At 62.8% G+C, this 25,080-nt stretch carries 30 protein-coding genes and 5 pseudogenes; 7 read left to right on the top strand and 28 right to left on the bottom strand.

Going from position 1 to position 25,080, the window contains the following annotated elements; all coding sequences use genetic code 11:
- Nucleotides 1–50 precede the first annotated feature (50 nt).
- On the bottom strand, nt 51–932 hold the full coding sequence (gene nifH, locus B0G77_RS38635; RefSeq protein WP_018423167.1) for a nitrogenase iron protein: 882 nt from the start codon (nt 930–932) through the stop codon (nt 51–53).
- Nucleotides 933–1,311: 379 nt separating this feature from the next.
- Between nifH and B0G77_RS38630 the strand changes: the two genes are divergently transcribed.
- From B0G77_RS38630 to B0G77_RS38620, 3 genes are all read left to right on the top strand, one after another.
- The gene (locus B0G77_RS38630; RefSeq protein WP_133667171.1) at nt 1,312–1,731 is read left to right on the top strand and encodes a group II truncated hemoglobin; all 420 of its coding nucleotides are present in this window, start codon (nt 1,312–1,314) and stop codon (nt 1,729–1,731) included.
- Nucleotides 1,732–1,767: 36 nt separating this feature from the next.
- Nucleotides 1,768–2,376: a hypothetical protein gene (locus B0G77_RS38625; protein WP_133667170.1), complete on the top strand. Its 609-nt coding sequence runs from the start codon at nt 1,768–1,770 to the stop codon at nt 2,374–2,376.
- Nucleotides 2,377–2,452: 76 nt separating this feature from the next.
- Nucleotides 2,453–2,965 carry an ankyrin repeat domain-containing protein gene (locus tag B0G77_RS38620; protein ID WP_243751457.1) on the top strand — a complete coding sequence of 171 codons (513 nt, stop codon included), beginning with the start codon at nt 2,453–2,455 and terminating at the stop codon, nt 2,963–2,965.
- Nucleotides 2,966–2,983: 18 nt separating this feature from the next.
- Here the strand turns inward: B0G77_RS38620 and istA are convergent.
- From istA to cyoA, 8 genes and pseudogenes are all read right to left on the bottom strand, one after another.
- Nucleotides 2,984–3,936: pseudogene (gene istA, locus B0G77_RS38615) on the bottom strand (IS21 family transposase); the annotation flags it as partial.
- A gap of 232 nt (nt 3,937–4,168) precedes the next feature.
- Entirely contained in the window at nt 4,169–4,969 is an 801-nt protein-coding gene (locus tag B0G77_RS38610; RefSeq protein WP_133667168.1) for a hypothetical protein, read from the bottom strand.
- A gap of 86 nt (nt 4,970–5,055) precedes the next feature.
- Nucleotides 5,056–6,165 carry an HBL/NHE enterotoxin family protein gene (locus B0G77_RS38605; RefSeq protein WP_133667167.1) on the bottom strand — a complete coding sequence of 370 codons (1,110 nt, stop codon included), beginning with the start codon at nt 6,163–6,165 and terminating at the stop codon, nt 5,056–5,058.
- A gap of 274 nt (nt 6,166–6,439) precedes the next feature.
- Nucleotides 6,440–7,519 carry a fatty acid desaturase gene (locus B0G77_RS38600; protein ID WP_243751456.1) on the bottom strand — a complete coding sequence of 360 codons (1,080 nt, stop codon included), beginning with the start codon at nt 7,517–7,519 and terminating at the stop codon, nt 6,440–6,442.
- A gap of 105 nt (nt 7,520–7,624) precedes the next feature.
- Nucleotides 7,625–7,957 carry a cytochrome o ubiquinol oxidase subunit IV gene (gene cyoD, locus B0G77_RS38595; protein ID WP_121325257.1) on the bottom strand — a complete coding sequence of 111 codons (333 nt, stop codon included), beginning with the start codon at nt 7,955–7,957 and terminating at the stop codon, nt 7,625–7,627.
- Nucleotides 7,958–8,566, bottom strand: a complete 609-nt coding sequence (cyoC, locus tag B0G77_RS38590) for a cytochrome o ubiquinol oxidase subunit III (RefSeq protein ID WP_121325258.1) — start codon at nt 8,564–8,566, stop codon at nt 7,958–7,960.
- 3 nt (nt 8,567–8,569) lie between these two features.
- A complete protein-coding gene (gene cyoB / locus B0G77_RS38585; protein WP_133667166.1) occupies nt 8,570–10,576 on the bottom strand; it encodes a cytochrome o ubiquinol oxidase subunit I in 2,007 nt (668 codons plus the stop codon).
- Nucleotides 10,577–10,579: 3 nt separating this feature from the next.
- Nucleotides 10,580–11,476, bottom strand: coding sequence for a ubiquinol oxidase subunit II (gene cyoA, locus B0G77_RS38580; RefSeq protein ID WP_166656371.1), 897 nt, complete (start codon nt 11,474–11,476; stop codon nt 10,580–10,582).
- A gap of 903 nt (nt 11,477–12,379) precedes the next feature.
- Between cyoA and B0G77_RS38575 the strand changes: the two genes are divergently transcribed.
- The 4 genes from B0G77_RS38575 to B0G77_RS45040 all read left to right on the top strand — a co-directional run bounded on the left by B0G77_RS38575 (nt 12,380) and on the right by B0G77_RS45040 (nt 14,482).
- A complete protein-coding gene (locus tag B0G77_RS38575) occupies nt 12,380–13,054 on the top strand; it encodes an OmpW family outer membrane protein (protein ID WP_133667165.1) in 675 nt (224 codons plus the stop codon).
- A 291-nt stretch (nt 13,055–13,345) separates the two neighbouring features.
- The gene (locus B0G77_RS38570) at nt 13,346–13,654 is read left to right on the top strand and encodes an ArsC/Spx/MgsR family protein (RefSeq protein WP_243751455.1); all 309 of its coding nucleotides are present in this window, start codon (nt 13,346–13,348) and stop codon (nt 13,652–13,654) included.
- Between the two features lie 18 nt (nt 13,655–13,672).
- Entirely contained in the window at nt 13,673–13,909 is a 237-nt protein-coding gene (locus tag B0G77_RS38565) for a zinc ribbon domain-containing protein (RefSeq protein ID WP_133667164.1), read from the top strand.
- A 24-nt stretch (nt 13,910–13,933) separates the two neighbouring features.
- Entirely contained in the window at nt 13,934–14,482 is a 549-nt protein-coding gene (locus B0G77_RS45040; protein WP_243751454.1) for a hypothetical protein, read from the top strand.
- Here B0G77_RS45040 and B0G77_RS45035 read toward each other — a convergent pair.
- From B0G77_RS45035 to B0G77_RS38455, 19 genes and pseudogenes are all read right to left on the bottom strand, one after another.
- Nucleotides 14,479–14,859, bottom strand: a complete 381-nt coding sequence (locus B0G77_RS45035) for a hypothetical protein (protein ID WP_243751517.1) — start codon at nt 14,857–14,859, stop codon at nt 14,479–14,481. The genes B0G77_RS45040 and B0G77_RS45035 overlap by 4 nt on opposite strands.
- Nucleotides 14,859–14,941, bottom strand: a pseudogene (locus B0G77_RS45030) (hypothetical protein); the annotation flags it as partial. The pseudogene B0G77_RS45030 and the gene B0G77_RS45035, both read right to left, overlap by 1 nt.
- A gap of 16 nt (nt 14,942–14,957) precedes the next feature.
- A pseudogene (locus B0G77_RS38550) lies at nt 14,958–15,245 on the bottom strand (2Fe-2S iron-sulfur cluster binding domain-containing protein); the annotation flags it as partial.
- 55 nt (nt 15,246–15,300) lie between these two features.
- Nucleotides 15,301–16,143 (bottom strand): SIR2 family protein, encoded by an 843-nt coding sequence (locus tag B0G77_RS38545; protein WP_133667162.1) that lies wholly within the window; start codon nt 16,141–16,143, stop codon nt 15,301–15,303.
- Between the two features lie 10 nt (nt 16,144–16,153).
- Nucleotides 16,154–17,317, bottom strand: a complete 1,164-nt coding sequence (locus B0G77_RS38540; protein ID WP_133667161.1) for a DegT/DnrJ/EryC1/StrS family aminotransferase — start codon at nt 17,315–17,317, stop codon at nt 16,154–16,156.
- Nucleotides 17,304–17,582 (bottom strand): hypothetical protein, encoded by a 279-nt coding sequence (locus B0G77_RS38535; protein ID WP_133667160.1) that lies wholly within the window; start codon nt 17,580–17,582, stop codon nt 17,304–17,306. Before B0G77_RS38535 ends, B0G77_RS38540 begins: the two co-directional genes overlap by 14 nt.
- Nucleotide 17,583: 1 nt before the next feature.
- Nucleotides 17,584–17,802 carry a putative nitrogen fixation protein NifT gene (gene nifT / locus B0G77_RS38530; RefSeq protein WP_007177241.1) on the bottom strand — a complete coding sequence of 73 codons (219 nt, stop codon included), beginning with the start codon at nt 17,800–17,802 and terminating at the stop codon, nt 17,584–17,586.
- Nucleotides 17,803–17,843: 41 nt separating this feature from the next.
- A pseudogene (locus B0G77_RS38525) lies at nt 17,844–18,681 on the bottom strand (aminotransferase class V-fold PLP-dependent enzyme).
- A gap of 49 nt (nt 18,682–18,730) precedes the next feature.
- Nucleotides 18,731–19,102: a hypothetical protein gene (locus B0G77_RS38520; protein WP_133667159.1), complete on the bottom strand. Its 372-nt coding sequence runs from the start codon at nt 19,100–19,102 to the stop codon at nt 18,731–18,733.
- On the bottom strand, nt 19,099–19,374 hold the full coding sequence (locus B0G77_RS38515; RefSeq protein ID WP_027193759.1) for a nitrogen fixation protein NifZ: 276 nt from the start codon (nt 19,372–19,374) through the stop codon (nt 19,099–19,101). The genes B0G77_RS38520 and B0G77_RS38515 overlap by 4 nt, the downstream gene beginning before the upstream one ends.
- Nucleotides 19,371–19,751 (bottom strand): nitrogen fixation protein NifZ, encoded by a 381-nt coding sequence (locus tag B0G77_RS38510; protein ID WP_133667158.1) that lies wholly within the window; start codon nt 19,749–19,751, stop codon nt 19,371–19,373. Before B0G77_RS38510 ends, B0G77_RS38515 begins: the two co-directional genes overlap by 4 nt.
- Nucleotides 19,744–20,580, bottom strand: coding sequence for a 4Fe4S-binding leucine-rich repeat protein (locus B0G77_RS38505; protein WP_133667157.1), 837 nt, complete (start codon nt 20,578–20,580; stop codon nt 19,744–19,746). Before B0G77_RS38505 ends, B0G77_RS38510 begins: the two co-directional genes overlap by 8 nt.
- Nucleotides 20,577–21,158, bottom strand: coding sequence for a hypothetical protein (locus B0G77_RS38500; protein WP_133667156.1), 582 nt, complete (start codon nt 21,156–21,158; stop codon nt 20,577–20,579). Before B0G77_RS38500 ends, B0G77_RS38505 begins: the two co-directional genes overlap by 4 nt.
- Nucleotides 21,159–21,173: 15 nt before the next feature.
- Nucleotides 21,174–21,581, bottom strand: coding sequence for an iron-sulfur cluster assembly accessory protein (locus B0G77_RS38495; protein ID WP_133667155.1), 408 nt, complete (start codon nt 21,579–21,581; stop codon nt 21,174–21,176).
- Nucleotides 21,582–21,631: 50 nt separating this feature from the next.
- Complete coding sequence (locus B0G77_RS38490) at nt 21,632–21,826, bottom strand: 4Fe-4S binding protein (protein ID WP_026226294.1); 195 nt, start codon at nt 21,824–21,826, stop codon at nt 21,632–21,634.
- 40 nt (nt 21,827–21,866) lie between these two features.
- Entirely contained in the window at nt 21,867–23,462 is a 1,596-nt protein-coding gene (gene nifB, locus B0G77_RS38485; RefSeq protein WP_133667154.1) for a nitrogenase cofactor biosynthesis protein NifB, read from the bottom strand.
- 461 nt (nt 23,463–23,923) lie between these two features.
- The gene (locus tag B0G77_RS38475; protein ID WP_133667153.1) at nt 23,924–24,145 is read right to left on the bottom strand and encodes a hypothetical protein; all 222 of its coding nucleotides are present in this window, start codon (nt 24,143–24,145) and stop codon (nt 23,924–23,926) included.
- Nucleotides 24,142–24,869 (bottom strand): annotated as a pseudogene (locus tag B0G77_RS45025) (sigma 54-interacting transcriptional regulator). The gene B0G77_RS38475 and the pseudogene B0G77_RS45025 overlap by 4 nt, the downstream one beginning before the upstream one ends.
- Nucleotides 24,829–25,053, bottom strand: a complete 225-nt coding sequence (locus B0G77_RS38455) for a hypothetical protein (protein ID WP_133667149.1) — start codon at nt 25,051–25,053, stop codon at nt 24,829–24,831. The pseudogene B0G77_RS45025 and the gene B0G77_RS38455 overlap by 41 nt, the downstream one beginning before the upstream one ends.
- Nucleotides 25,054–25,080: the final 27 nt, after the last annotated feature.

The raw sequence follows: 25,080 nt of genomic DNA, 5'->3' as shown, positions 1-25,080 counted from the left end.
CCGGTTCATCGAGTGAAGAAGAACACCGGGCCGCGCGCAGCGGCGCTCGCTTAGGCGGTCAGTTCCGCTGCAGGCTTGCCGACTTGCGATTCGTCGATGGACGTCATGATTCCGTGCTCCATTAACAGGTCTTCCAGTTGATCCATCGTGATCGGCGTCGGGATCGTGCCGTTGCCCGCGTTGTTGTGCACCTTGGTGGCGAGCTGGCGATACTCTTCCGCCTGTTTGGATTCGGGCGCGAACTCTATCACCGTCATGCGGCGCAGCTCGGCGTGCTGCACGATGTTATCGCGCGGCACGAAGTGGATCAGCTTCGAACCGAGCATCTTCGCCAGCGCTTCGGCGAGTTCGAGTTCCTTGTCGGTCTGACGCTCGTTGCACACGAGCCCGCCGATCCGCACACCGCCGCTGTTCGCGTACTTCAGAATGCCCTTTGAAATGTTGTTGGCCGCATACATGGCCATCATTTCGCCGGACATCACAATGTAGATTTCCTGCGCCTTGTTCTCACGAATCGGCATTGCGAAACCGCCGCACACCACGTCGCCGAGCACGTCGTACGACACGTAGTCCACGCCGTCATAGGCGCCGTTTTCTTCGAGGAAGTTGATCGACGTGATGACGCCACGGCCCGCGCAGCCGACGCCCGGTTCCGGACCGCCGGACTCCACGCAACGGATGTTGCGGTAACCGATCTTCATCACGTCCTCGAGTTCGAGGTCCTCCACCGAGCCGGCTTCGGCCGCTAGCGACAGGATGGTGTCCTGCGCCTTTGCATGCAGGATCAGGCGGGTAGAGTCCGCCTTGGGATCGCAGCCGACGATCAGGATCTTCTGCCCGAGTTCCGTCAGGGCTGCCAGGGTGTTCTGCGAGGTGGTCGACTTGCCGATACCGCCTTTACCGTAGAACGCGATTTGCCGAAGTTTAGACATTGCATTTCTCCATTCAGGAAGAAGGGTTGAAACCAGGGTTGCGTAACCGCGACCATGTCAGCCTGTCGTGCCTGTATGGGTCTTCTTATATCGAGTCACGCATCGGCCGGACCTGTGTCCGCGCTGGACTCCAAACGCAGCTTCTGTGCCACGTCACCAGCGGTACTGCGTCGCGTCCGCCCCGCCGCGCTGCGGCGGTTGGTTCGGGACTTTTGCGGACTCCTCTTCTGTCTTGTCGATTTCGCGACAAACCACGTGAACTTCGTCGCCAATGAAACCATTCGGGCGCGTTTGTCGTGCGATTTCTGTCGCATTGGCCTGCGTGCAGCCGGACAATCGCCGGGTTGCGGCCTGGTTCGGTTATTGCATTGATCGCGCCATGGACACACCAGCCACCCAAGCTTCGCGACCCGTGCCGCGCGAGACGCACTTCGACCGTCTAGGCGGCGAGACCGCCGTCATCCGCCTGGTCGATGCGTTCTATCGGCACATGGATACGCGGGCCGACGCGCAGCGCATTCGCGCGATGCATCACCCGGACCTGTCTTCGACGAAGGCCCTGCTGGTGCTGTATCTGTGCGAATGGCTCGGCGCCGACAAGCGGTACTCGGCACAGCGCGGCCAACCACGGTTGCGCACGCGTCATGCCGCATTCGCGATCGGCACCGCCGAACGGGATGCGTGGCTAGCTTGCATGCGCGCCGCGTTCGACGAGACGGGTGTCGATCCGGTGCTACGCGATGAACTGATGCAGGCCTTTTTCAAAATCGCCGACCGGATGCGCAATACGCAGACGTGAATCCCTCTTCAACGCTGTTTAACCCAAGGATCTGTGATGACCGAAACGCTCGCGCACAAGGAGATCGACGACACCGCGTTCGCCCGTCTCGAACATGAAGGCCGTCTGCTCAACCCGGTTCTCAAGGGGTTGACGAACAAGCTCGGCCGGGTCGGCTTCCGCGGCGAACTTGCGCTGCGGTTTGCCCCGAAGCTCGCCGACGAAGCGCGGCCGCCGGAGCTGACCTGCGATCAGGTGATGGCATGCGCGACGATCGGCCATAAGCACTTGCCGTTCTTCGCCGGGTATCTGTTGAGCTTCGAGCATCTGAAGGACGTGGCCGAGGTGCTCAGCGACACGCTCTCGGCGGATGGCAAGTACTTTCTGTTTTGCGACAACATCGACCTGAGCAAGCGATATCAGGTGCCGTACAAGGGCGCGATGTTCTATGTGCTGCCGATTCTCGAGTCCACCGTCTACAACGAGATGCTCGAACTGCTGTACCTCGAAAAGAACGAATTGAAGAAAAAGGACTCAGGCGGCAAGCTGGATGCGGTAGCGGACGCGGCCATCAAGTTCGACGTGACCTTCGACACGATCACCTACAGCGAAGGACTTGAATTGATGGGGCCGGTGCGCAACCCCAACGAGAACCGGCCCGTCTGAGGCTCGGGTCCCTGCGGCCGCCGCCCGCGCGGCTGCGCCAACCGATGTTCCCTTGCACCCGAACGCGACCATGATCATGCACACCGACACTGTTTTCGTCGTCCGCGAACGCCTGGCCTCGCGCGTTGTCCGGAACCCCGATGCACAACTCGAAACGATCGTGCCCGCCGCACTTTCCACCTGGCTGGCGTACCACGGCTTCCCTGCTCCGCATTCGCGCTGCGTGAACGGCGAAACCCCGTTGATGCGCGCCGCGCAGCATGGCGAGGACGCGGTCGTCGAAGCGTTGCTCGCACTCGGCGCACGCGCCGACGCGCTCGATGACGACGGCAACCATGCGCTCTGGTTCGCGTGCCTGCACGGCGGCCCCGCGACCATCCTGCGGCTGATCGACGCCGGCGCGCCGATCGACCATGTGAACGACGACGACATCACATGCCTGATGCAGGCAGCCGCGAGCGGTCGCCTCGACGTCCTGCAGATGCTGCTTGCGCATGGGGCGAACGCAGAACTGTGCGCACCGGATGGCCGCAGCGCGCTCGACATGGCAGCCGACCTCGGGCTGCAACTGCTGCTTGCTTTCGGATGACAGGCTTTGTTAGCGAGTCTTACAGTAACCGTCAAACGGTGTCGGCATCGGCATCAGATGGGCGCGCTCCTGCTCGAACACGTCGGCGACGCTCAGGTCACGATAGTCCGGGTGCTTCACCTGATCCCACAACGACCGGCACCGGGTCGCCAGCCATGCATTCAGTTCGGCGAAACTGCCGAAGCGTTGCGCACGCGCCTCAATCCAGATGCGCAGACGGTTGTTGAGAACCACTGCGACATATTTTTTACCACACCATACTCCCAGCCACTGGCGACGTTGCAGAAGTCCGGATCGAACAGGTAGTGCGAGCACATCACTGCGAAACGCGGATTGACCGTGCGGCCCTTGCCTTTGTGAACCTTGTCTACGGCTGTTTTCATATTGTCGTAGATGCCCCGGCGGGCCACCCCGCCGAAGGCTGCGAACGAGCGCGTATGGGCATCGAACAGCATCTCGTGCCCCTGGCTCGGATAGGCAACCAGCCAGAACGCCCGCGACGCACATAGCTTCATGTGCGACACCTGCAGCTTGCGGTAAATGCCGCCGACAACCAGTCCTTCCTCGGACCGATCAAACTGGAATGCCTCGCCCAGCTCGAATCGCAACGGCACAAACGCCGATTTCGAAACCGCCTTGCCTTCGCCTTGCCGCCAGGCCCGGATGAAATCGGTCACCCGCGAGTAACAGCCGTCGTAGCCGCCCGCCTTGATCTCCTGAAACAGCATCCAGGCGGTGCGCCGCTCCTTCTTCGACCGCCGCGCGTCGACACTGAGCGCCTGCACCAGCGCCTCATGAAACGGCGTCAACCGGGTCGGCTGGGCGCGCCGCTGATACTTCGGCTCCTCCTGAACATCCATGTTCAGATATTTACTAATCGTGTTGCGCGACAGGCTTGTGAGACGTGCTATCTCGCGTACCGACTTGTTCTGGCGGTGGAACATCCGCCGCACCTTGCCAATCATCGTCAGCGGGATCATCCCCAAACACCCTGCCAGAAAAACTAGCAGGATAGGTTGATTGCCCGGCTCAATTTTCAGTCGGCGCGATCCCTACATGTGGCCGAATTTTCGGTCGGCGTAAACACGGTATGTTCACCCCGAGCCCCGGTGGCACGTCTTGAGATGCGTTCAGTATGGCACGCTGGTTGCCACTCATCGGTGGCTTCCGCCACCGATTGAGCAGCGCGAAAGCTTCGAACTATCAGGAAGCGTCGGCCTGTAGAACGCCGAGCATTGCGATACAAGTGGTTAAACGAAGCTCAACGACGGAGGGAGACGGGTCCTGATTGAGATCGTTAATAATCACGGTGAAGTCTGCGGCAGTGTCATCGATCGCGGTCTTCAGATTTGTCAGGTCGCTAAGGCTGGAGGCCTCGGCGGTGGCCAATGTCTTGCACGCCGTGACCAAACCCTGCAGCACGCCGATCTGACTCGATAGCGAGTTGATGCGATTCTGAATCGCGGCAGCATCGCTTTTCCATTTGAGATAAAGACCAAGCGCAGCCGCAAGGCCCGGTAGACCGAATGGCCCCAGTGCAAGGAGATAGTAGTAACGCTTTTGTGCGGCAGCCAATTGGCCCCGTGCCGCGCCTTCCTGTGCCTGCAAAGTCGTCATCTGACTCTGGATAGAGCCTTCGACGTGGGCTAGCTGCGTAAACGACGACGACATGAGAGCCGCGGCAGCGTTCGATTGGGTGAGTAGTGATGTCGCGCTTTGTTGGTACGTACTGATGGTGGCAGCGACGTCCGAGACAGTTTTGGCTATCGAGCCCGGACTTGCACCTTTTTTAAGGTCAGCGAGCGCACCATTCAGCGCGGTGATTGCCGAACCGGTATAGCCGAGCAGGGCCGTCTGAAAAGGAGCGGCGTCCTTCAGAATGCCGATAAGAGAATTGCAGACGGAGTTCTGAATTGGCACCGCGTCGCCGGGCAATTCTTGGATGGACCGCAATTTGGAGACACTACTGTTCAGGGCGGCCAAAGTCTGTGAAAAAGGACCCATGTTGTCTCTTTCCTTCGTTGTGGTATGACGGGGCCGCCTCCGTTGGAATCAATCCCGACGGAGGCCGCACGGGCTAGCGGATCGCGTTACGCCACTCCTGCTGAGGCGGGCAAATTGGCGACCTTCGCGATGAGATCGCTTACGGTCTGATGCGCGGCGGCCGATTGCACGGTTACGCTAGCCATTTGGCCCTTGACCGTCTGGATGTCCGCCAGGAGCGTCCCGATTTCGCCGTTTGCCGCGTTTATGAACAGGGTGCGGATCTCGTCCGCACTCGAAATCCCCTTGTTCAAATCGGCGATGATGTCGCCCAGATCAGATGTGATGCTTTCCCACGCGTTTGCCATCGCCGATGCTGCAGTAATGGCACCATTGACATGCGTAGAAAGTGATGTGTAGCCGCCACTAATCGCCGTAGCGAGCTTTACCTCTTCCTTCAGGTCCGCTTGTTCGGTGAGCAGCGACGCCTTCGCCTTATTCGCTGCGACGAGCCCGGCTGCCGCGCCGGCTTCACCGAGGACTCCCGCCAAGACAATGCCAACGCCGCCGATCACTGCACCGGTAGACGCGCCAGCGGTGACAAACTCAGCGATCGCCCCTACGCAGATGACAAATACGCCGCCTACGACAGTCAGCCCGCTCAGAACGATTCCGGCGATTGCGCCGTCGATTTCTGCCTGAGCTTTGCTGAGTTCCCCTATGATGATGGCGAGAATCCCGTCTGCTCCGCCAACCGCACTATTCATATTGGTAACGGTGGTTGTGAAGTCCGCTGAGTCCGTCGTTAGATTCGCGCCAAGCGTCTGGAGGTTGGTGACAATCTGGTTCGCGGCGCCTTGGTATTTCACCGACTCCTGCTGCACCGCCGTGAGGGCGGCTGTCCACTCAGCAACAGTCGAGCCTGCCGGCAGCGTCGCCGGTAGTGCTTTGTTGAGCTGGTAGTAGTTGTCGATGTTTGCCATGTTTTCGATCAGGCTGGGCTGCAGCGTGTCCAGATAATAGATCGCATGGCCTTTCGCGGTGGTGAGCCCGTCGTTGATTTGTGTCTGGTATTGCGACAGACCGTCGATGCCAGAAAAATCCACCTGGGGCTGTTCTAGAACGCTATTTACATAGGTTTGAACGGTCAGGGCAGCACACATTTGCTGAGTGTTTGCCTCGCCAATTGCTGTCGCATTTCCGCTGATATCCGGCATTTTTACCCTCGCTATTAAATTCAAATTGCATTGAACGCGACCTGAAGTGGCCGCACGTAACGAACGCCGAGCGAAAGCACGGAACCCCGAGTTGCGGGATTAGATGAAGGCCCCCGAGCGAACCGCAGTGTTCGTATTAATCGTCTTCCCGGCTTATGGTAGTGCTGGCCTGCAGGCTTTTTTATGCGTTACGGCTTGCACTGATTCCCTGCAAAGCCAGAAGGATAACAGGGCGAATTTTGCCGTATGGTGTGACATTTTTCTTACGACCGATTCAATTAGTAAGAGGGACGTGCGTCGCGCGACCAGCGAAATCGGTCCACTGATCAGTCGAAAAATCGTATAGTTTGCAGCCTCGTGCGGTGTCGAAGTACCAACGCCACGAAAACCGCTGCACGACGATCCGTTCCGGAAGCATCGCTTCGAGGGTTCGCTGAGCACCGACGAGCCCGTATAGAGGGAGACTCATGTCGACGTGATGCGCGGTGTGCTCCATGATGTGATGAAACAGCGCGCCAAAACCCCAGCGAAAGGTCAAGTGCACCGTCGTGGATACGAACGGATCTGAACGCCCCCATTTCGCGCGATCGTCGTACCAGCGGATTTGCGGATGCGTGTGGTGCGCGTACACGACGAAACCCACCATCGCGCACCAGAACAGGAACGGCACCCCGAACCCGCATGCGATTGACGGGACCACCCCCCGCTGCGTCGCGCGAGCGATCCACGCGAGCGCGCCGATCCACAGCAGTGCGAACACCGATACCAGCGTGCAGTCACGGAAGAACACGGGGCGCCGCGTCGGCATGGCGGCCCGCGACGGAAAAAACATCTTCGTCCACCAAATTTCGATCATGTAGTAGAGACCGGGCGCCCAGCCGCTGCGATAGATACGTTCCAGTGCGCGCCGTGGCCCACTCAAGGCGTGATATTCCTGGATCGTCAGCGGTGCCCACACAAAATCGACGCCTTTCAGGTTCGTGTAGCCGTGATGCACCACGTTGTGACCCACTTGCCACAGGCTGTACGGCGTGAGCGACGGCAGGAAGGCGATCCGGCCCAGCCAGCGGTTGAGCGTGCGGTGCCGGGTCAGGCTCTCATGACATGCGTCGTGACCGATGACGAAGAGCCGTCCGATGACGAAGCCCGCCATGCATCCGAATACGGTCTTCAGCACGAACCCGTGCGCGAACACGCTCGCGGCGAGCGCACACAATAGCAAAACGTAGTCGAACACGAGCAGCAGAAGCGCGTAGGCGGTGCGGCGTTCGGCGAACGGTGTCAGCCACGAGCGGATGACCTTGCGATGGGGCAATGGCTCATTGGCGGGAACGGGGTGATTCGGACTGTTCATGAAGAAAGACCGGTAGAACGGTGCAGCACAACACTACGCACGCGGCCGACGGCTGCATGCCGTATCCGCGATGATATGACCAGACAGTTTCGCGCTGGTGGCGAGTCAGCGCGACATCATGTTCATGCTGACATTGTGCATCACCCAGATCGTGCCGAAGATCAGGAACAGCGCGGCGAGCGCGGTGTAGCATAACGCCAGCACGTTCCAGCGCTGGCCGCGCGACAGGTCGAGATGCAGGAACGTCACCAGTTGCACGACGATCTGCACGAACGCCAGCAACGCGAGCGCCATAATCGCGGAGCCGGACGGCAGCAACCGTTGCGTGACGATCGAGAATGAGCCAGCAGTCAGCGCCACGGCAAGCACGAAACCGGTGATATAACCGGCGACGTCACCACGCGAGGCGGTCGTGGACGTCGAGTGTGAATGGACCATTTAGAGCATGCTCCCGAGATAGACAAACGAAAACACGCAGATCCACACGATGTCGAGGAAGTGCCAGAAGAGGCTCAGGCATGTCAGACTCGTGAGGTCGCGACCGGACAGTTCAGGCGAGCGGACGACATGCACGACGAGCACGGCCATCCAGACGAGGCCGGCTGTCACGTGCAGGCCGTGGGTGCCAACCAGCGTGAAGAACGACGACAGGAAGGCGCTGCGACTGGGCCCAGCACCGTCGGCGACCAGGTGCGAGAACTCGCGCAGCTCGAACGCGAGGAATAGCGCGCCAAGCACGAACGTCACGAGGAGCCAGCCGATCACGGCACCACGCCCTTGGCGCTGCGCGCCGAGCATCGCGAAGCCGTAGGTGGTGCTGCTCAGCAGCAGCGCGCCAGTTTCAAATGCGACACCCGGGATGTCGAACAGGTCCCGTCCGGACGCGCCACCCGCGAACTGGTGCGCCATTACGGCGAACACGGCGAACAGCGACGCGAACAGCATGCAGTCGGTCATCAGGTACAGCCAGAAGCCGAACACGGTGGGCGTTGGGCCGTGGTCAGCGCTCGACCTGCCGTGATGGACGAGTAATGCAGATTGCGTCATGGATCAGGTCTCCGCGGATTCGGGTAATTCAAGGTCGGCCGGGGTGGGTGCGCTGCCGCGTCGTGCTTCGATTTCGCGCACGCGCGAGGCCGGAATCACGTAGCCATGGTCGTCGCGGAAGCTACGCGCGATCAGCGCGGCGACGATCGCGACGAAGGCCAGCACGGCGAGCCACGTGATGTGCCAGACGCCGGCGAAGCCGAGCACGAGGCTGAATGCGCCGATCAGGAACCCGTCCGCGGTGTTCGACGGTAGGTGGATGTCCTCGTAATGCGCCAGTGCGGCATTTGCTGCGCCGCTTTCCTTCATGTGCGCGAACGCGTCGAGCTGGTGGACGACCGGTATGCGCGCGAAGTTGTAGACAGCGGGCGGCGACGCGGTGGCCCATTCGAGCGTGCGGCCGTTCCACGGGTCGCCCGTCGGGTCGCCGTATTCCGGCTCGTTGCGATGGATCACGCTCACGACGACCTGGGCGATCTGGTGCACGACACCGAGTGCGATCAGCACCACGCCGCATGCGGCGACGAACAGCCAAGGATGCCAGGTCGGATTGTCGTAGTGATTCAGGCGCCGGGTCATGCCCATGAAGCCGAGCACGTAGAGCGGCACGAACGACACGTAGAAACCGACGAACCAGCACCAGAACGCCCGCTTGCCGAGCTTCTCGTTAAGCTTGATGCCGAACGCCTTCGGGAACCAGTAATGGAAGCCTGCGAGATAGCCGAACACGACGCCGCCTATGATCGCGTTGTGAAAGTGCGCGATCAGGAACAGGCTGTTGTGCAGCACGAAGTCCGCGCCCGGGATCGCCATCATCACGCCCGTCATGCCGCCGATCGTGAACGTGACCATGAAGCCGATCGTCCACAGCACGGGTGCGGTGAACTCGATGCGACCGCGGTACATCGTGAACAGCCAGTTGAAGATTTTCACGCCCGTGGGGATCGCGATGACCATCGTCATAATGCCGAAGAACGCGTTAACGTCCGCGCCGGAACCCATCGTGAAGAAGTGGTGCGCCCACACGAGGAATGCGAGCACCGTGATCGCGCACGACGCGTAGACCATCGTTCTGTAGCCAAACAGCGGTTTCTTCGCGAAGGTCGCGATCACTTCCGAGTAGATGCCGAACGCGGGCAGCACGAGGATGTACACCTCCGGGTGGCCCCACGCCCAGATCAGGTTCAGGTACAGCATCGCGTTTCCGCCGAGCTCATTTGTGAAAAAGTGCATGCCTGCGTAGCGGTCGAGGCCGAGCAGTGCGAGCGTCACGGTTAGGATCGGGAACGTTGCCATGATCAGCACGTTCGAGCACAGCGCGGTCCACGTGAACACCGGCATCTTCATCAGCGTCATGCCGGGCGCGCGCAGCTTGACGATCGTCACGAAGAAGTTGATCGCGGTAATCAGCGTACCGACGCCGGAGAGCTGCAGACTCCAGATGTAGTAGTCGACCCCGACGCCGGGACTGAACTGCAGCTCCGACAGAGGTGGATACGCGAGCCAGCCGACCTGCGCGAACTCGCCGATCACGAGCGACAGATTGATCAGGATCGCGCTGATCGCCGTCATCCAGAAGCTCAGCGAATTCAGGAACGGGAAGGCGACGTCGCGCGCGCCGATCTGCAGCGGCACGACAAGATTGAAGAGGCCGACCATCAGCGCCATCGCCATGAAGAAGATCATGATGACACCGTGCGCGGTGAATATCTGGTCGTAGTGGTGCGGCGGCAGGTAACCGGGGCCGTGAAACGCGATCGCGAGCTGAAGCCGCATCATTACGGCGTCGACAAAACCGCGCACGAGCATCAGCACCGCGACGATGATGTACATGATGCCGATCTTCTTGTGATCGACGCTTGTCAGCCACTCGGTCCAGAGCCACTTCCAGCGGCCGAGCTTCGTGAGCGTGACGATGACCGCCAGCACGATGAGCGCCATGAACGCGGCCGCGCCCATGATGACCGGCTGATCGAACGGAATCGCGCCGGGCGTGAGTTTTCCAAACATGGCTTACTCCGTGGTCTGCGTGCGACAGGCGGCGTCGCGGAAGGCCGTGACGTTGCCGTTGTTGTATCGGGCAACGATGTTGCGGAACAGGTACTGGTCGATCGATGAGAAGTAGCGTACCGACTGCTTCTCGCTCGGCTTCGCGACTTCGGCGTATTCGTCCATGCTCAGGCGGTCCGGCGAAGCCTTGACCTTCCGCACCCATGCGTCGAAGTCGGTGGCGCTCGTCGCGAGCGTGCGGAACTTCATGTCGGCGAATCCCTTGCCGCTGAAGTTGGCGGACATGCCTTCGAAATTTCCCGGTGCATCCGCGATCAGGTGCAGCCGGGTCTGCATGCCGACCATTGCATACACCTGGGTGCCGAGTTGCGGGATGAAGAATGAGTTCATCACCGAGTCCGACGTGATCCGGAAATTCACCGGCGTATCGACTGGCACGGCGAGCTGGTTCACCGACGCAATGCCGAGGTCCGGGTAGATGAAGAGCCACTTCCAGTCGAGCGCGACCACCTCGACGTCGATCGGTTTCACGCTCGACTGCAGCGGCCGGTACGGGTCGAGCTCATGTGTGGTGCGCCACGTCAGGATACCGAGGTACAGGATGATCAGGGCGGGGATAGTCCAGACGACGATCTCGATCGCCGTCGAGTGCGACCATTTGGGTGCGTAGATCGCATGACGGTTCGACGCACGGTAGCGCCACGCGAAGAACAGCGTCAGCAGGATCACCGGGATCACGACGATCAGCATCGCCCACGTGGCGGTGGCGATCAGCGACTTCTCGGCCGCGCCGACGCTCCCTTTTGGATCAAGCACAGTCAGATCACATCCCGATAGACAGGCGCTCAATGTCGTGACGATGGCTATCGACCGTTTCCTTAAGGCTTTTCTGTCTGTCATAGTGGTTAAGTCCGGGTTGTGGCACTTTTGACCTGAAGCTGGCTTGACGCATGCGGCATCACACTCGCAGCATCATGGTCCGACAACCGGCCAGCTTTGTGATTGATGTCGATCAAGGACGAACAAAGCGGCGGGGTGCGGTGCACTGACGCAGTGCGCGGGCTAAATCAGGCGACAGTCTGCTGCGACAAACCGTAGATCAGGTCGACGTTAATTGAGAGAAATCCCGCATCGCGTGCGCCGCTGAGTGCGCGTTTCACCACACCGAGTGGCTGGATGCGATTGACAGCCTGCTGAACGTCGGTAGCAAAGTCCTGTACGCCGAAGCTCGCTCGGTTGAAGCCGAGGCGCGCGAGTGGTGAAAGCGTTTTGGTGCTGACGGTTCGCGGATCAATTTCGATGGCAAGTTCTGCGTCGATCGAGAACGCGAAGCGGTTCTGCCGTTGCTAGACAAGCTCTTCGAGTTCGGCAACAGGGAAGAAGGTCGGCGTTCCATCTCCCAGATGCAGCTGCACGGTTCGCCGGTCAGGTACGAGATGTGACGCGACCGGGTCCATCTCACGAACGAGGTAGCTCAGATATCTAGCGCTGCAGCCATGGTCGTGCGTAATGACCTTGTTGCATGCGCAGAAGTAGCAGAGTGATCTGCGTGCCGTTCGGCGGCTGCAGCCAGTCCGGCAATGGCTGCGAAATCGGTGTCTCCGGGTGCGAGAAACATCTTGGGTACCAGTCAATGCGGTTGAAGGCCAATAGTCCGGCCTCAAGGCTCCCGCTATCTCGACATTCCTACGCGTGACCCGATGTCGCATCTTGACTTCGGGATCGGGACCGGTTGATCCTGCGCAAGGGCAGCCCTGATTTGCGCGTCGACAATTCCCCGCATACGTCAACAAGGGGAAAGCGATGAAGCACATGATTAAGGCCGTCATGATCGTGGCAAGCCTGTGCACTACCGGTTTGTTCGAAGTGCTGGCATACGCGGATGACGTAAGCGCGAACGGAAGCACGATGGCAGGCGAGGTGCCGGCGGATGGGATCCACGCCGGTGACGTGCTCGTGCGTCTGCGTGCCATCTCGATCGAGCCCGAAGTACACACCAGCGGCACGTTGTCGTCGCTCGGCGTGGGTGTCAATAACGCACTCGTGCCGGAGTTGGACCTGACCTATATGATCCGCGACGCGATCGGCATCGAGCTGATTCTCGCCACCTCGCGGCACCACGTGACGTCTGGCCTCGGCGATCTAGGTGGCGTGAACGTGCTGCCACCGACGCTGCTGCTGCAATATCACTTCAACCATGCTGGCATGATCCGACCGTATGTCGGCGCGGGGGTCAACTACACGTACTTCTACAACGACGGCCTGAGCGCGGGCTCCGAAGGCATCCAGGTGTCACGCAGCAGCTTCGGTCCGGCGGTGCAGGCTGGCGTCGACGTGCAGATCACGAAGACCGTCTTTCTCAACGCGGATATCAAGAAGATCTGGATGCACACGGACGCCTCGGTCGGCGATAGTTCGTTGGGCCGGCTGGACATCGACCCACTGGTACTGGGAATAGGCGTCGGGATGAAGTTCTAGCGAGCGCAGCTAGTGTCCCGTTCCGTTGTTAAGTGCGCACGCTGCTCGGGCTGGGCGCCGATCCGGCTGTGCGTTATCAGGACGACTTCACTGCCATCGACATGGCGGCCAGCCTCGACTGCCTGCAACTGCTGCGTCAAACCTGAGAACCCCGGCAATGGCCCACCTCACCCAAAGACCCGGCTGCTCCGGCAATGCGCGCCAGAAAGCGCTGCTGCGCATAGCAGGCCACACACTCGACGCGCGCAACCTACTGAGCTGGCTCTGGACGGCCGCACGCTGCGGGCCTTCATGGCGCCGCGGCCGGTCAGCGAGAGGTTCTACCGCGCGGCACCGCGCATCAAGTCGAGCGAAGTGGTGCCGGAAACGATCGACGCCAATGTCGCGCTGGCGCTGTTGCTGGCCGAGCCGCTGCTGATCCGCCGGCCGCAGATGCAATGCGACGAGCGCCGCATGGTCGGCTTCAATGCGGCCCTGGTGCACACCTGGATCGGGCTCGGCGCGCACGCACCTGCCCCGGACATGCCGCACGAAGGCTGCGCCGCAATGACGGACCACAGCTCGCACCAACGGGCGATCCGCTGCGCCCCATCCACCTGAAACGGAGATCTGATCACTATGCCCCTGTACGACTACCGCTGCGCGGCCTGCGGCCGCGCATTCGAAACGCTGGTGCGCGCCGGCCACACGCCCGTCTGCCCGCAATGCGGCGGCACCGCGCTGGACAAGCAGGTCAGCGCGCCGGCCTCGCCCGGCAAGAGCCGCGCGATCATCTCCCGCGCGCGGCGTCAGGCGGCGCGCGAAGGGCACCTCAGCAACTATTCGCCGGCCGAGCGCCGCAAGCTGCTGCGCTGAGCCCAACGGGGAATCGCGCTGTCGATGTATATGAACCTCGAGGGCGCCTACGGGATGGCACTCAGTCTCACCGTCTTCATGGCCGGCACGCTGGATCAGGCCACCGCCGACAGCCTGCTGGAACGCGCGAAGGGCATCTGCCCGTATCTCGACGCTACCCGGATCCACGCCTTCGGTCAGGCTCATCGCCGCCGTGTCGGCCTGCTCGATGATCGCCAGCCGCGCGCTGGTTTCGATAGCGGCGCTGCGGGTCATGCCGGCACCGCCGCAGGATCGATGTCCGGACAGGCATGCACGAGACGCCCGTTCAATTCGAGCGCGATCGCACATAGCAGCGCCGCGTCCGGCTGGTGCTCGTCAGGGAAGCTCGACAACGCGCAGGACGTGTTGTTGAACGCCAGCGCCGCGCTCAGCAGGGTCGGTGTGGCCGCGAGCGCGTCAGCAAACAGCGCGGGCAGCGGCGGATCGAACCTGACATGCGCCGCCACCAGCCGCTGCGGCAACGCGAGTACCGCCCGGCGGGCACGCAGCACGCGCGTCGCAGCGCTACTTCCGGTTTGCAGTTCAAGCTAGGCGCCGCGGTCACGCAGCATCAGCAACGCGCTGCCGGTCCGCACGCAGGCTGCCGGAAGCGCGGCAGCCTGCGTATCGACCAGACGCGCCGTCCCGCCTGCGATGCGGCGCGCCCCGGCATGCGTCCCAAGCGGCCCCTCGCGCCGCTGCGGTTCGCGGTTCGGGTCGGTGAGCCAAAGCGCATCGCCGGGGTCGTGCTGCCGCACGCTCGGCATACCCAGTTCGAGTTCGTCGAGCAGCGCGGTGATGGGCGGCTCCGCATCGGGCCAGAACCAGGCCGGAACGAGGCCCAGCGTCTGGCCGGTGGCTTCGCAACATTGCGTCAGCACGGCCGCCCTCGCGCGCTTCGATGACCACGACGGAAACGTCCTGCGCATGCAGTACGCGCGCCAGCGCGAGGCCGCCTAGACCCGCGCCGACGATGGCCACGTCGACCACCAGCGATTCGACCGCGGTCATCTCGCCGCTCAGACGAAGTCAGCAGTTCGATGGTCACCGGCTCTTCGGCCAGCACGGCTTGACAGGCGAGGCGCAACTTGGAGCCGATGCCGACGAGCCTATCGAGCTTGTCGCTTTCGAGCCGCTGGATCTTCGACAGGCTCTTGCGCCCTTCCTGCACGAACAGGTGGCAAGATCCGCAATCGGCCTTGCCGTTGCACTTGTGCTCGATGCTCTCGCCTACGGCGAGCAGTGCCTGCAGCAGGGTCGCGCCGGCGGCAACGTCGTAGGTCTTGCCCGAAGGCAGTACGGTCAGTGTGGTCATGATGGCGATCTTGATAAAAGGCTACGGATAAAGAACGATGGATAGCGGCCACGCTTCACGCGGCCAGTGCGGGTTGCAAGGCATCCACCAACGCTTCGGCGAACCCGCCCAGCGGCATCGCGATGCACGTGATGCCCTGCTCTTCGAGAAAGCGCGCCTCCATACGCGTCGGTTCGTCGGGCAGCACGGCCCAGTGCACGTCGGAGGAGCGCTTCATGATCTGGCGCGCGAAACTGCGTGTGAGCTGGTCATCGAAACGGCAGCCCAGAAACAAAAAACTGCGACCGCTGCGCCACGCCTGCACGGCGGGCGGAATGGGCGTCTGGATATCGATCTCGGTCATGGCTTCGACGAAGTCGCTTTCAGAGACCAGGTAGTTAGAGGCCGGCGCATGGCCGCCGATCGGCTTGTAGAGCAGCGCGCCCGAGGCCGGCACGTCATCCAGCAACGCGCCGTCTGCGCTATAGGCCGCGAACCAATGGCCGAAATGCTCGGCCTGCGACAGCCCCTGCAACTGCGCCCAGCCGCCCTGCGGCCGCGCCTGCGCCAGCGCGCAGGCGAAGGTGTCGTCGTACCAGCTGTCGACAACCAGCCCGGCGCCGATCGTCGCCAGCGCGCAATGCAGTGCCGACGGCGTCGGCGTCATGGCGAAGGCCTCATTCATGACGCTCACCAGCGACTTGCGATGCTTGAAGTTTTCGATGAACTGCGCCGCCTGGGTCAGCTGGGTGCGGATCTTGTGCAGCACGCTGACCTTGGCCGTGATGATTTCGGCGAGCGCGAGCGGCGTGGCAGGGACGGCCGTATCGGGGCACAGCGCGAGCAGCGCTGGTCCCAGGTACGGAATGACGCCGCCCGCACACAGGCGTTCGGCGATGGTCTGGACTGAAACGGTCATGGAGTGCGCCTCACAGATAAATGGCGGCGCCGGCGCCCACGTTGGTCGCGGTGTCTTTCAGCGTCTTGACGATGTACTTGACCTGGTCCGTGTCGAGCAGCGTGTGCAGCGGCAGCGCCAGCGCGCGATCGCCGATGCGCTCGGTGTCGGGCAACAGGCCGCTCTTGCGGCCGATCGCATCGCCCGCGTTCATGTAGTGGAACTGCTGATGCAGCGGATGGCTGTAGGCCACCGTCTCAATGCCGCAAGATTTCATGTCGTCGATCATCTGGGCGCGCGCGCTCTGCGTAAAACGCTTGCCCAAATGCACAACATAGAGCATCCAGTGCACTTCTTCGACGTCCTCGGCCACGTAGGCCGGCTTGATCCCTTCGAAGCTTTGCATCTCTTCGTGATACCAGGTCTCGACCTGCTTTCGCTGCGCGAGGCGCGTGTCGAGTTCGGCCAGTTGCGCGAGACCGAGCGCGGCGGTCAGATCACTGATGCCCGCCTGCAGCGGCACCCACGAGCCGACCGAGACGGACGCGCGGTCCGTGACGCGCCGCTCGCGCAGATAGCGCAGTTCATGGACAAGTTCGTCATCGTCGGTGACGAGCATGCCGCCCGCTCCTGTGCATAGCGCGGACGGGCTGGAGAAGTCGAACACTGATACATCGCCGAAACAGCCGACGTTGCGGCCCCGGTAGCGCGAGCCCAACGCCTCAGTACTGTCTTCGATCAGCCGCAAGCGCTGCGCGTCGGCCAGCTCGCGCAGCAGCGCCCACGCGGCCGGGTGGCCGTTGGTATTGCCGGCGAGGATCGCGCGCGTGCGAGGGCCGATCTTCTGCGCGGCTTTTTCGGCGCTCAGACAACCGCTCCAGTAGTCGATGTCGGCGAACACCGGCACGGCTCCCGCCAGCGTGATCGCCTGCGCCACCTGATGCCAGGCGTGCGACGCGCAGACCACCTCGTCTCCCGGGCCGATCCCCGTCGCGCGCAACGCAATCCAGGTGGCGAGCGTGCCGCTCGCGACCGCGACCGCATACTCCCGGCCAACCCAGCCCGCAAACGCGCGCTCGAACGAATCAAGCATCGGCCCGTCGCTCCAACGCGAGGATTGCAGCACCGCGTTGACGAGATCGATCTCGCGCGCCGCGCAAGCCGGTTCGCTCAGCGCGATCTCATCGATTTCCATGCGCCTTGTCCTCGGTCAGGATCAACGCATCGGCCTCTTCAGGCCGCTGCGTGATGGACCTGCAATGCCCGGCCGACATCGCGAAATAGATACTGCGCACACCGAACCGAAGCGCTGCTGTCTCGTCGCGCATCACCGTTGCGCTGACATGCATTGTGCGCACCTCGGGATAACGTTCGTGCCATTGCGCAGCGGCGTCGCGTAGCGTCGGTGCCGTGCGGAGCAGGTCCGCCGCGAAGTCCAATTGCTCGGCGTTCAGGCTCATCTCACTCCTCCACGCCAGCAATGCGTCGCGCTTCGACCGTGATGGGCAGCGGCGTATCGTCGGCCATCGCGGGCAATTCGAGTTGCCAGCCGTTCGCGAGCGTGACGAGACCGCCCCACATCCCGGGCTGCGCCATCGCGACAATGGGCTCTTCCAGGTCCTTCTTTGGCACGTAGGCGCTCAGCGCGCCCTTGCTGTCCTTGCGGATCATGACTTTCATGGTTGCGGACTCCGGAGATTGATGACAGGTTCAAACCAGGTTCAAGCGGGATGCGCTGCTTCCTCCAGCAGGGGACGAAGCAACGGCGGCAGATGGGCGAGCACGTACTCAATGTCCTGCGCCGTAGTGATTTCGCTGAGCGACAGCCGCACCGCCGCCCGCGCCTCATCGCGCGGCACACCCATCGCGGTGAGCACGTGCGACGGCTCGCTGCCGCCAGCCGAGCCTGACGACGCGGCAACGCCCAGCAGCTCGAGCCGCTGCAACACGACCTCGGCGGGAAGCTCGCCGAAGCGCAGGTAGCTGGTGCCGGGCAGACGCGGTGCCTGCGCCGAAAACACGTGGACGGCCGGCAGCGCGCACCGCAGCCCCCGCTCCAGTGCGTCACGCAGCGCGGTGCGCGCGCCGGCCGAGTGCACGAGATCGCGTACTTCGGCGACCGGCATCAATACGCCCGTCTCGTTGTGGGCCGCCATCAGCGAGACTACCGCGACATCAGGTCCAATCAGCCCGGCGGCGCTGTCGAGGTCCAGCGTCACGTCGGGCCGCACGGCGATGTAGTCGACCGCAACGCTGCGTGCAGCCAGCGCACGCGCCAGCTTCAGGTGCGCTGCATGTTCGATCGCGCTGAATACGCCACGGTGCCGGCCCTCCGGCGCCGCCGCGTGCAGCCCGCACACGGCCAGGTGATTGGCTTCGGTGGCGCCACTGGCGAAGATCAACTCTGCGGGCTTGCAACCGAGCGCTCGCGCGATCGTCGCGCGGGCCGCAGCGAGCGTGCCCTTCGCCTGCTGCCCGACGGCATGCTGCGACGACGCGTTGCCCCACACATCCGTCAGGATGGACAGCATCGCCTGCCACGGCGGAGGCTGGCGGCATGGTCGCGTTGTGGCCGAGATAGATCGTCGCCCGGCTCCGTTAGTTTGCTTCACGGCCAGAACACGCATTCGCGATCGATGCACAGCGTGTCCAGCAGCTCGGCCAGATCGGTGCTCTCATGCTGGGGCATCCATCGGTGCGACGCATGATCGCGCGCGCTCAGGTGCCACATACCGTCTTCATCGCGCGTGAGCCAGGCTATGTCGATCAGCCCGCCATTCGCGTCGACATTGCGGGAGCAGCACGGGCTCTCGACACGGAACTCCTGCCCATCGCGCAGCACGCGCGGCAGCACATAGCGGTAGCGGGTACGCTCGCGCAACGCTTGCTCGATCTGGCGCTGGGTCAGGTCGAACGGGTGGCCCGCGCGCAAACCGTCGCGCGGCGCCGCCGCTTCTGGCGCGCTCGCCTGAACCGTCATGACATGGCTCCTTCTTCGGGTAGCAGGCCGGCGGGTGCGGGCGCAATTTCATTCTCCGTGCATCCGACGACACAGTTGCCGAACTCCACCAGATAGACCGGCTCGCCGCTCTCAACCACCTGGCCGACGTTGACGATTTCGCCGACCGTACCCGCCTCGGCCAGACAATCGTCCTGGCCGCGCTCCGGAAAGCTGCCGTCGTTGCACAGGTCATCCAGCGCGATCACGCGCATGCCCCACTGATAAGCAGGCTGAACCGGTTCGATACTCATGCTGACGGCTCCTGCGGTTGCGACGTTTCCGGCTGGACCCGCGTGCCGATCTTGTGCAGCGCTTCGGCCCGCTCGCCCAAGCCTTGCAGCACGTCGTCCGGCAGGTTGTCGAGCGTGCATAGCTCTTTCGCGCGCATGCCGACACGGTGGCCGCTCTCGACGAAATCCACCGCGTAGACATAGAACTGCTGAAGGAAGGTGTCGATGCTGGTGACGTAGCCGATCTCGCCCTTGTTCACCAGCACTTCGCCGATGTCCTTGCCGTTGTAGGTGCCGTCGTTGCGGATCACCGCGCGTGCGATCACGCGCTCGCCGTAGTTGAAGCGCGGGGGAAACGCGACCTCGATCAGGTCGTCGTCGCGGTTGATGTCAGCCATGCTTCACTCCTGCTGATCGTTGCGTCTGTCCGGTGGTCATCAGGTTGGCGACCTCGCCCGACTGCCGGCGCTGCCGCGCGAGCGCGCGCACCTCTTCGTCCGCGTCATCCACCAGCGACGCCACGATTTCGCCAGCGGCGCGCCGCGCGACTTCCCAGCGCACTCGCCAATCGGGATCGAACGCGAGGCGCGATAGCAGCGTCGCGGGCAGACGCTCGGCGACGATGCGGCGTACCTCGGCCTCGCTGTCGTCGGCAATACGCAGCAGCGCGGGCATCTCAAGACGCTCGGCCAGCCGCATCCGGACTACGCGATCAGGGTCGCCGATCATCTGCGGCAGCAGCGCGAGCGGCAGACGCTGCGCCACCCATTCGCGCACGCCGTAGTCGGAAACGCCCCGCATGCCGACCAATGCAGCAGGCGACAGGCGCTGCGCCACGCGAATCCGCACCTCGCGATGCGGATCGTGGATCAGGCGCGCCAGTTGCGCCTGCGGCAATCGCAACGCGAGCTGCAGCCGGACCATCTCGTCCGGGTCGCCGAGCAATGCGGGCAGACAAAACACATCGGCGTGACTCGCGGCGATTTCACGCACCTCGAAGTACGGATGCGCAAGCTGCTCGTTGGCCAGTTCAGGATGCCAGTGAAAGAAGCGCTCGATGCGGCGCGCGTACGCATCCTGCATGCACGCGTGACCTGGCCCGCAACCGTGCTCCGCCGGCAACTCGCGGAACCGCACGTACCCGCAGCCGGCGCAGTCGAGCGGGGCGCCCTGCCAGTGGCGCGGTGCAATGTCGCCGCCTCGTACGCGCACTTTCTGTACGCTCATGGTTGCGTCCCCGTCCAGCCGCGCGTCGGATACGCACTCAGCGCATCCATTGCATCGTCGGACCCGACGCCGGTCTCATGACGATCCAAGACCTGCGAAAGCAGCGCGCCCCCCACCCGGTCTTGGGGATCGAGCCGCCGCAATTCGCGCAGTCGCATGCGCGCTTCTTCAAAGTCGCCGAGACGCATGTTGAGGTACGCGAGGCCCTTCAGCGTGAACAGATAAAAACGCGCGGCCGCGTCATATCGCGTGGTCACGATCGCGGCCGCAAGCGGTTCGTCGCCGAAATCTGAGCCCAGCGCGGTGCGGGCGACCGCCAGCGCGTCTTCGCCGATCGCACGCGCCTGTGCCAATTGATGGCCGTAGAAGTAAAAGCGGTAGAGCGCGATCAACGGCACCGGATGGCGCGGCGCGGCGGCGCGGGCGCGTTGCAACAGCGCGAGCGCCTCGTCAGGGCGCTCGCCCAACCGACCCGCCTCGGCGATCAATGCATTGACGCCCGACGGCAAGCCGCCGCCAATCGCGCTCTGCGCAAATGCGGTCATTGCGTCGTCGAGGGCACGGTCGCCGGCCTCCATCGCCATCGCTCCTCTTCAGGAGATCTGACGCGGCAGCGGCGGCCGCCCGCGGCCAATCGCGCTGACATCGATGGTCGCCACGCCCGGCGGCGCCGACTCCGCACTGCTGCTGCAACCACAAGCCGCCTGGTTCGGATTGAAGAAGATCAAGCCGGACTGGCTTGGCGTGTCGGCGAAATCGATCGTTATGCCTTCGAGCATCAGCCGGCTCTCAGCCGGCAGGAATACGCGCAGGCCGTTGACGTCGAGTTCCTGTTCGCCTGGTTGAAGCGCCGGCTCGGCGGTGAATTCCGCGGTATAGCCGGAACAGCCGCCGGCGCTCACCACCAGACGAAAGCCGGCGCCAGCCGGCAGGCCCGAAAAGCGCACGATACGACGCATGAACTTCTCGGCGGCGCTCGTAACAGTTACGTTGGACAGCATGATGCGTAGTCTCCTGATGGATGAATGGCCGGCCCGGCCACGAGCCAGACTCAAACCTGAACGATGCAGCCGTCCACGGGACACACGGCGACGCACTGCGGGTCGTCGAAGTGGCCTTCGCATTCGGTGCATTTCTTGGGGTCGATCGCGAACACGCCGCCTTTCTCGCTGATCGCGACATTGGGGCATTCGGGTTCGCAGGCCGAGCATCCCGTACAGGTGGACGCAATAATCTTCAGAGGCATGGAGGCTCTCCTGTTGTCCTGTCTGGAAGGGTGCGGGGTGTCACGCCGCTGAGGCTGACGAGGTGTAAGCACCCTGGCGGATCGAAGCATCGCCGCGGTCCCGGTGCACGATGGCGCCGCTGGCGATGCGGCTGCGGTAGTCGTTGAACCAAGCAAGCACCGCTTTTTCGATAAATTCGCCGACGTACTGATCGACCGGCTCGATGCCCGCTTGCGCCAGTTCGTCTTTCGGGCAGGCGCCGATCTTCGCGACCAGCACCGCGTGGCAGTCGTGGAGCGCGCGCACGACCGACGGTAGTTGCTCGTCGTCGCCGTAACCGCCCCGGCAATACAGGTCCACCCGGCGATGGCCGACGAACAGCGCGTCGCCTGCCGAGACCTCGAAGATCTGAAACTCCGTGACGTGGCCGAAGTGCTCGTTGACCCGGCCGCCGCCCTTCGTTGCGACCGCGACCAGCACCTTCATGTCGTCGGCGACGTCGATCTCGCGAGAGACAGCCAGCGCTTCTTGCTTCGCGTCGTGCTGCGCCTGACGCTCGGCTTCGACGCGCTGCTGATATTCACGGCGGCGGTCGAGGTCGTAGACCACTTCCATCTGATCGATCTTGTCGAGCGTGAAATCCTCGCTGCGGTCCTCGCCCAGCAGGCCAACCGCATCCGCGCGGCACTGGCGGCAATGACGCATCAGGTTGGCGCCGCCCATGCAGGCGTCCTGCACGGCCTTGAGTTCCTGCGCAGTCGGTCCGCGCTGGCCGCTCAGGCCAAAGTGAGTGCCGTGCTCGGGCTCCGAGATCAGCGGCATGATGTTATGCAGGAACGCGCCGCGTTTCTTGACGTCGCGGTTGACCTCGATCAGGTGCTCCTCGTTGATGCCGGGAATCAGCACCGAGTTGATCTTGGTCAGCACGCCGCGTGCGGTGAGCATCTCGAGACCCTTCATCTGCCGGTCATGAAGGATGCGGGCTGCTTCGTAACCGGTCACGCGCTTGTGCTTCCAGAAAATCCACGGATAGATTTTCTCGCCCACCGCCGGGTCGACCATGTTGATGGTAATTGTCACGTGGCCGATGTTGTACTTGCAGATTTCGTCCACGAGGTCGGGCAACGCCAAGCCATTGGTCGACAGGCACAGCTTGATGTCCGGCGCCTGTTCCTGCAGCATCCGGAACGTCTCGAAGGTCTTCTTCGGGCTCGCCAGCGAATCACCGGGACCGGCGATGCCAAGCACCGTCATCTGGGGAATCTCGCTTGCGATGGCCACGACCTTCTTCACTGCCTGTTGCGGCGTTAGCTTCTGAGAGACCACGCCGGGACGCGACTCGTTCGCGCAGTCGTATTTGCGGTTGCAGTAGTTGCACTGGACGTTGCAAGCCGGCGCCACCGCCACATGCATGCGCGCATAGTGATGATGGGCTTCTTCCGAGTAGCACGGGTGATTCTTGACCTTCTCCCAGATGTCCGGCGGCAAGTCGTCGAGACTACCCGGCGCGCCGCAACTGGCCTTACCCTCGCCACCGTGCGTGCCGCAGCCGCCACCGGTGGACGGGTCTTCGATCTTCGCGCCGAGAGGTTTAATCTGCCCGATGCTGATATAGGCGGCTGCGGCCAAGTCGCTCGCATTTGAACTCGCTTGCATGGATATCTCCTCGCAACCAACGGCGGCCGCGCGCAAGCCATAGAGCCAGATCCATGCCACTCGACAAGAACGCCAGGAATCAACGAGTTAGGATATATTTCGCAGTTCTGTTTGATCCCGGCGCGCGACGTATCCCTACAATTTCGTTGCGTCGTGTCGGTGTTGCGACAAATCTCACACGACCCGGACAGCATGTTCTGAACCAGCGAGATGGACCCGCACAAACTGGGCAGGCGAAGCATTCTCTATCCTGGCCAGATCCGGCGAACCTCAACAGAGCATTTATGCAGCGCATAGCCCATCTGCCGGGGTATGATCCCCAGCAAGCGCGCCGCCTTCCTGGACCGAGCCGCAGCGTTCCATCGCCCAGATCAATCGTTCGCGTTCACCCTCTGGCTTCCCCGGCTTGCGATGTCGCGAACGTGTGGTCATCCGCCACTGGATCCAGATGAGCGGCAGCCTCAGGTGGCCGCGCTGCCAGACCAGACAGCCGGTGCCGACGCCATATCCGGATCATGATGCCCGTACGGCGGCTGCGACGACGGCACTTCAGCGATCGGTATTTCGCCCAGAGGCGCGGGACGAACCACATCCTCGCGCTCGACGTAGTGCAGCACCATCGTCAGACAATGGTCCTCCGGACACAGGAACTTGAAACGGTCGATCACGCCGTCACGTGTCATGGTCGCCGTGCGTTCGACACAGTTCTCCAGTTGCCCGGCCAGTAGGATCTCATCAGCACCCGCATCGCTTCCGCGTCGAAGCGAATGGACTTCGCGTTTTCGCGGTTGAAGCGGGCAAGAAGCTGGGCCTTGGCTGGAATATCTTCTCGCCGCTCACGCAGGGGCGGCAACTCGATACTGACCACGTTGATACGGTAGTAGAGATCCGAGCGCAACTCACCGGCCTTCACCGTCCGTTCAAGGTTGCGATTGGACGCGAGAATGAGACGCACATCGACCTTCACCGGCGTCATACCGCCGACATGCTCGAAATCGCGCTTCTGCAGCACACGCAACAGTTAGGCCTGAAACGACGGCGAGATATCGCCGATCTCGTCAAGGAACAGCCTACCGCCGTGCGCCAGTTCGAAGCGGCCCTTACTTTGCCCCTGCGCGCCGGTGAACGCACCGTTCTCGTGGCCGAACAGCTCGCTTTCCCGCAGGCACTCCATCAACGCCGCGCAATTGCCGCGACGAACGACTCGCTGCTACGCGGCGACAAGTCGTGGATCGCACGCGCGATGACTTCCTTGCCAGTGCCGCTCTCGCCGCGCAGCAGCACGGTGGTACGTGCGGGGCGAGCTCGTGAACCTGAGCGAACACCGCCTGCATCGCCGCCGACACACCGACACCTGATCGATCTGTTAAGTGGGCTTGATCGCCTTTCGCATGCGCCCGACGTCATCCTGCATGCTGTCGTGCGCCGCGCATACGCTGCGCTGGAGTAGCAACGCCTGCCCCGTCAGGGTCGCGACAATCATCACCGGATGCAGGTCGTCGGCAAACAGCCGGCTTGCATCGGGGTTCACGCAATCGACAGCGAGCACGCCGAGAGTGCGCCGGTCGGCGTGGATTGGCGTCGCGAGCATGGCGATGCACGCCCCGGTATCTGGTCC

The sequence above is a fragment of the Paraburkholderia sp. BL10I2N1 genome (assembly GCF_004361815.1).
GTDB lineage: Bacteria > Pseudomonadota > Gammaproteobacteria > Burkholderiales > Burkholderiaceae > Paraburkholderia.
Note: the sequence above shows the minus strand (reverse complement) of the source record. Positions and strands in the feature narration are given on the sequence as shown.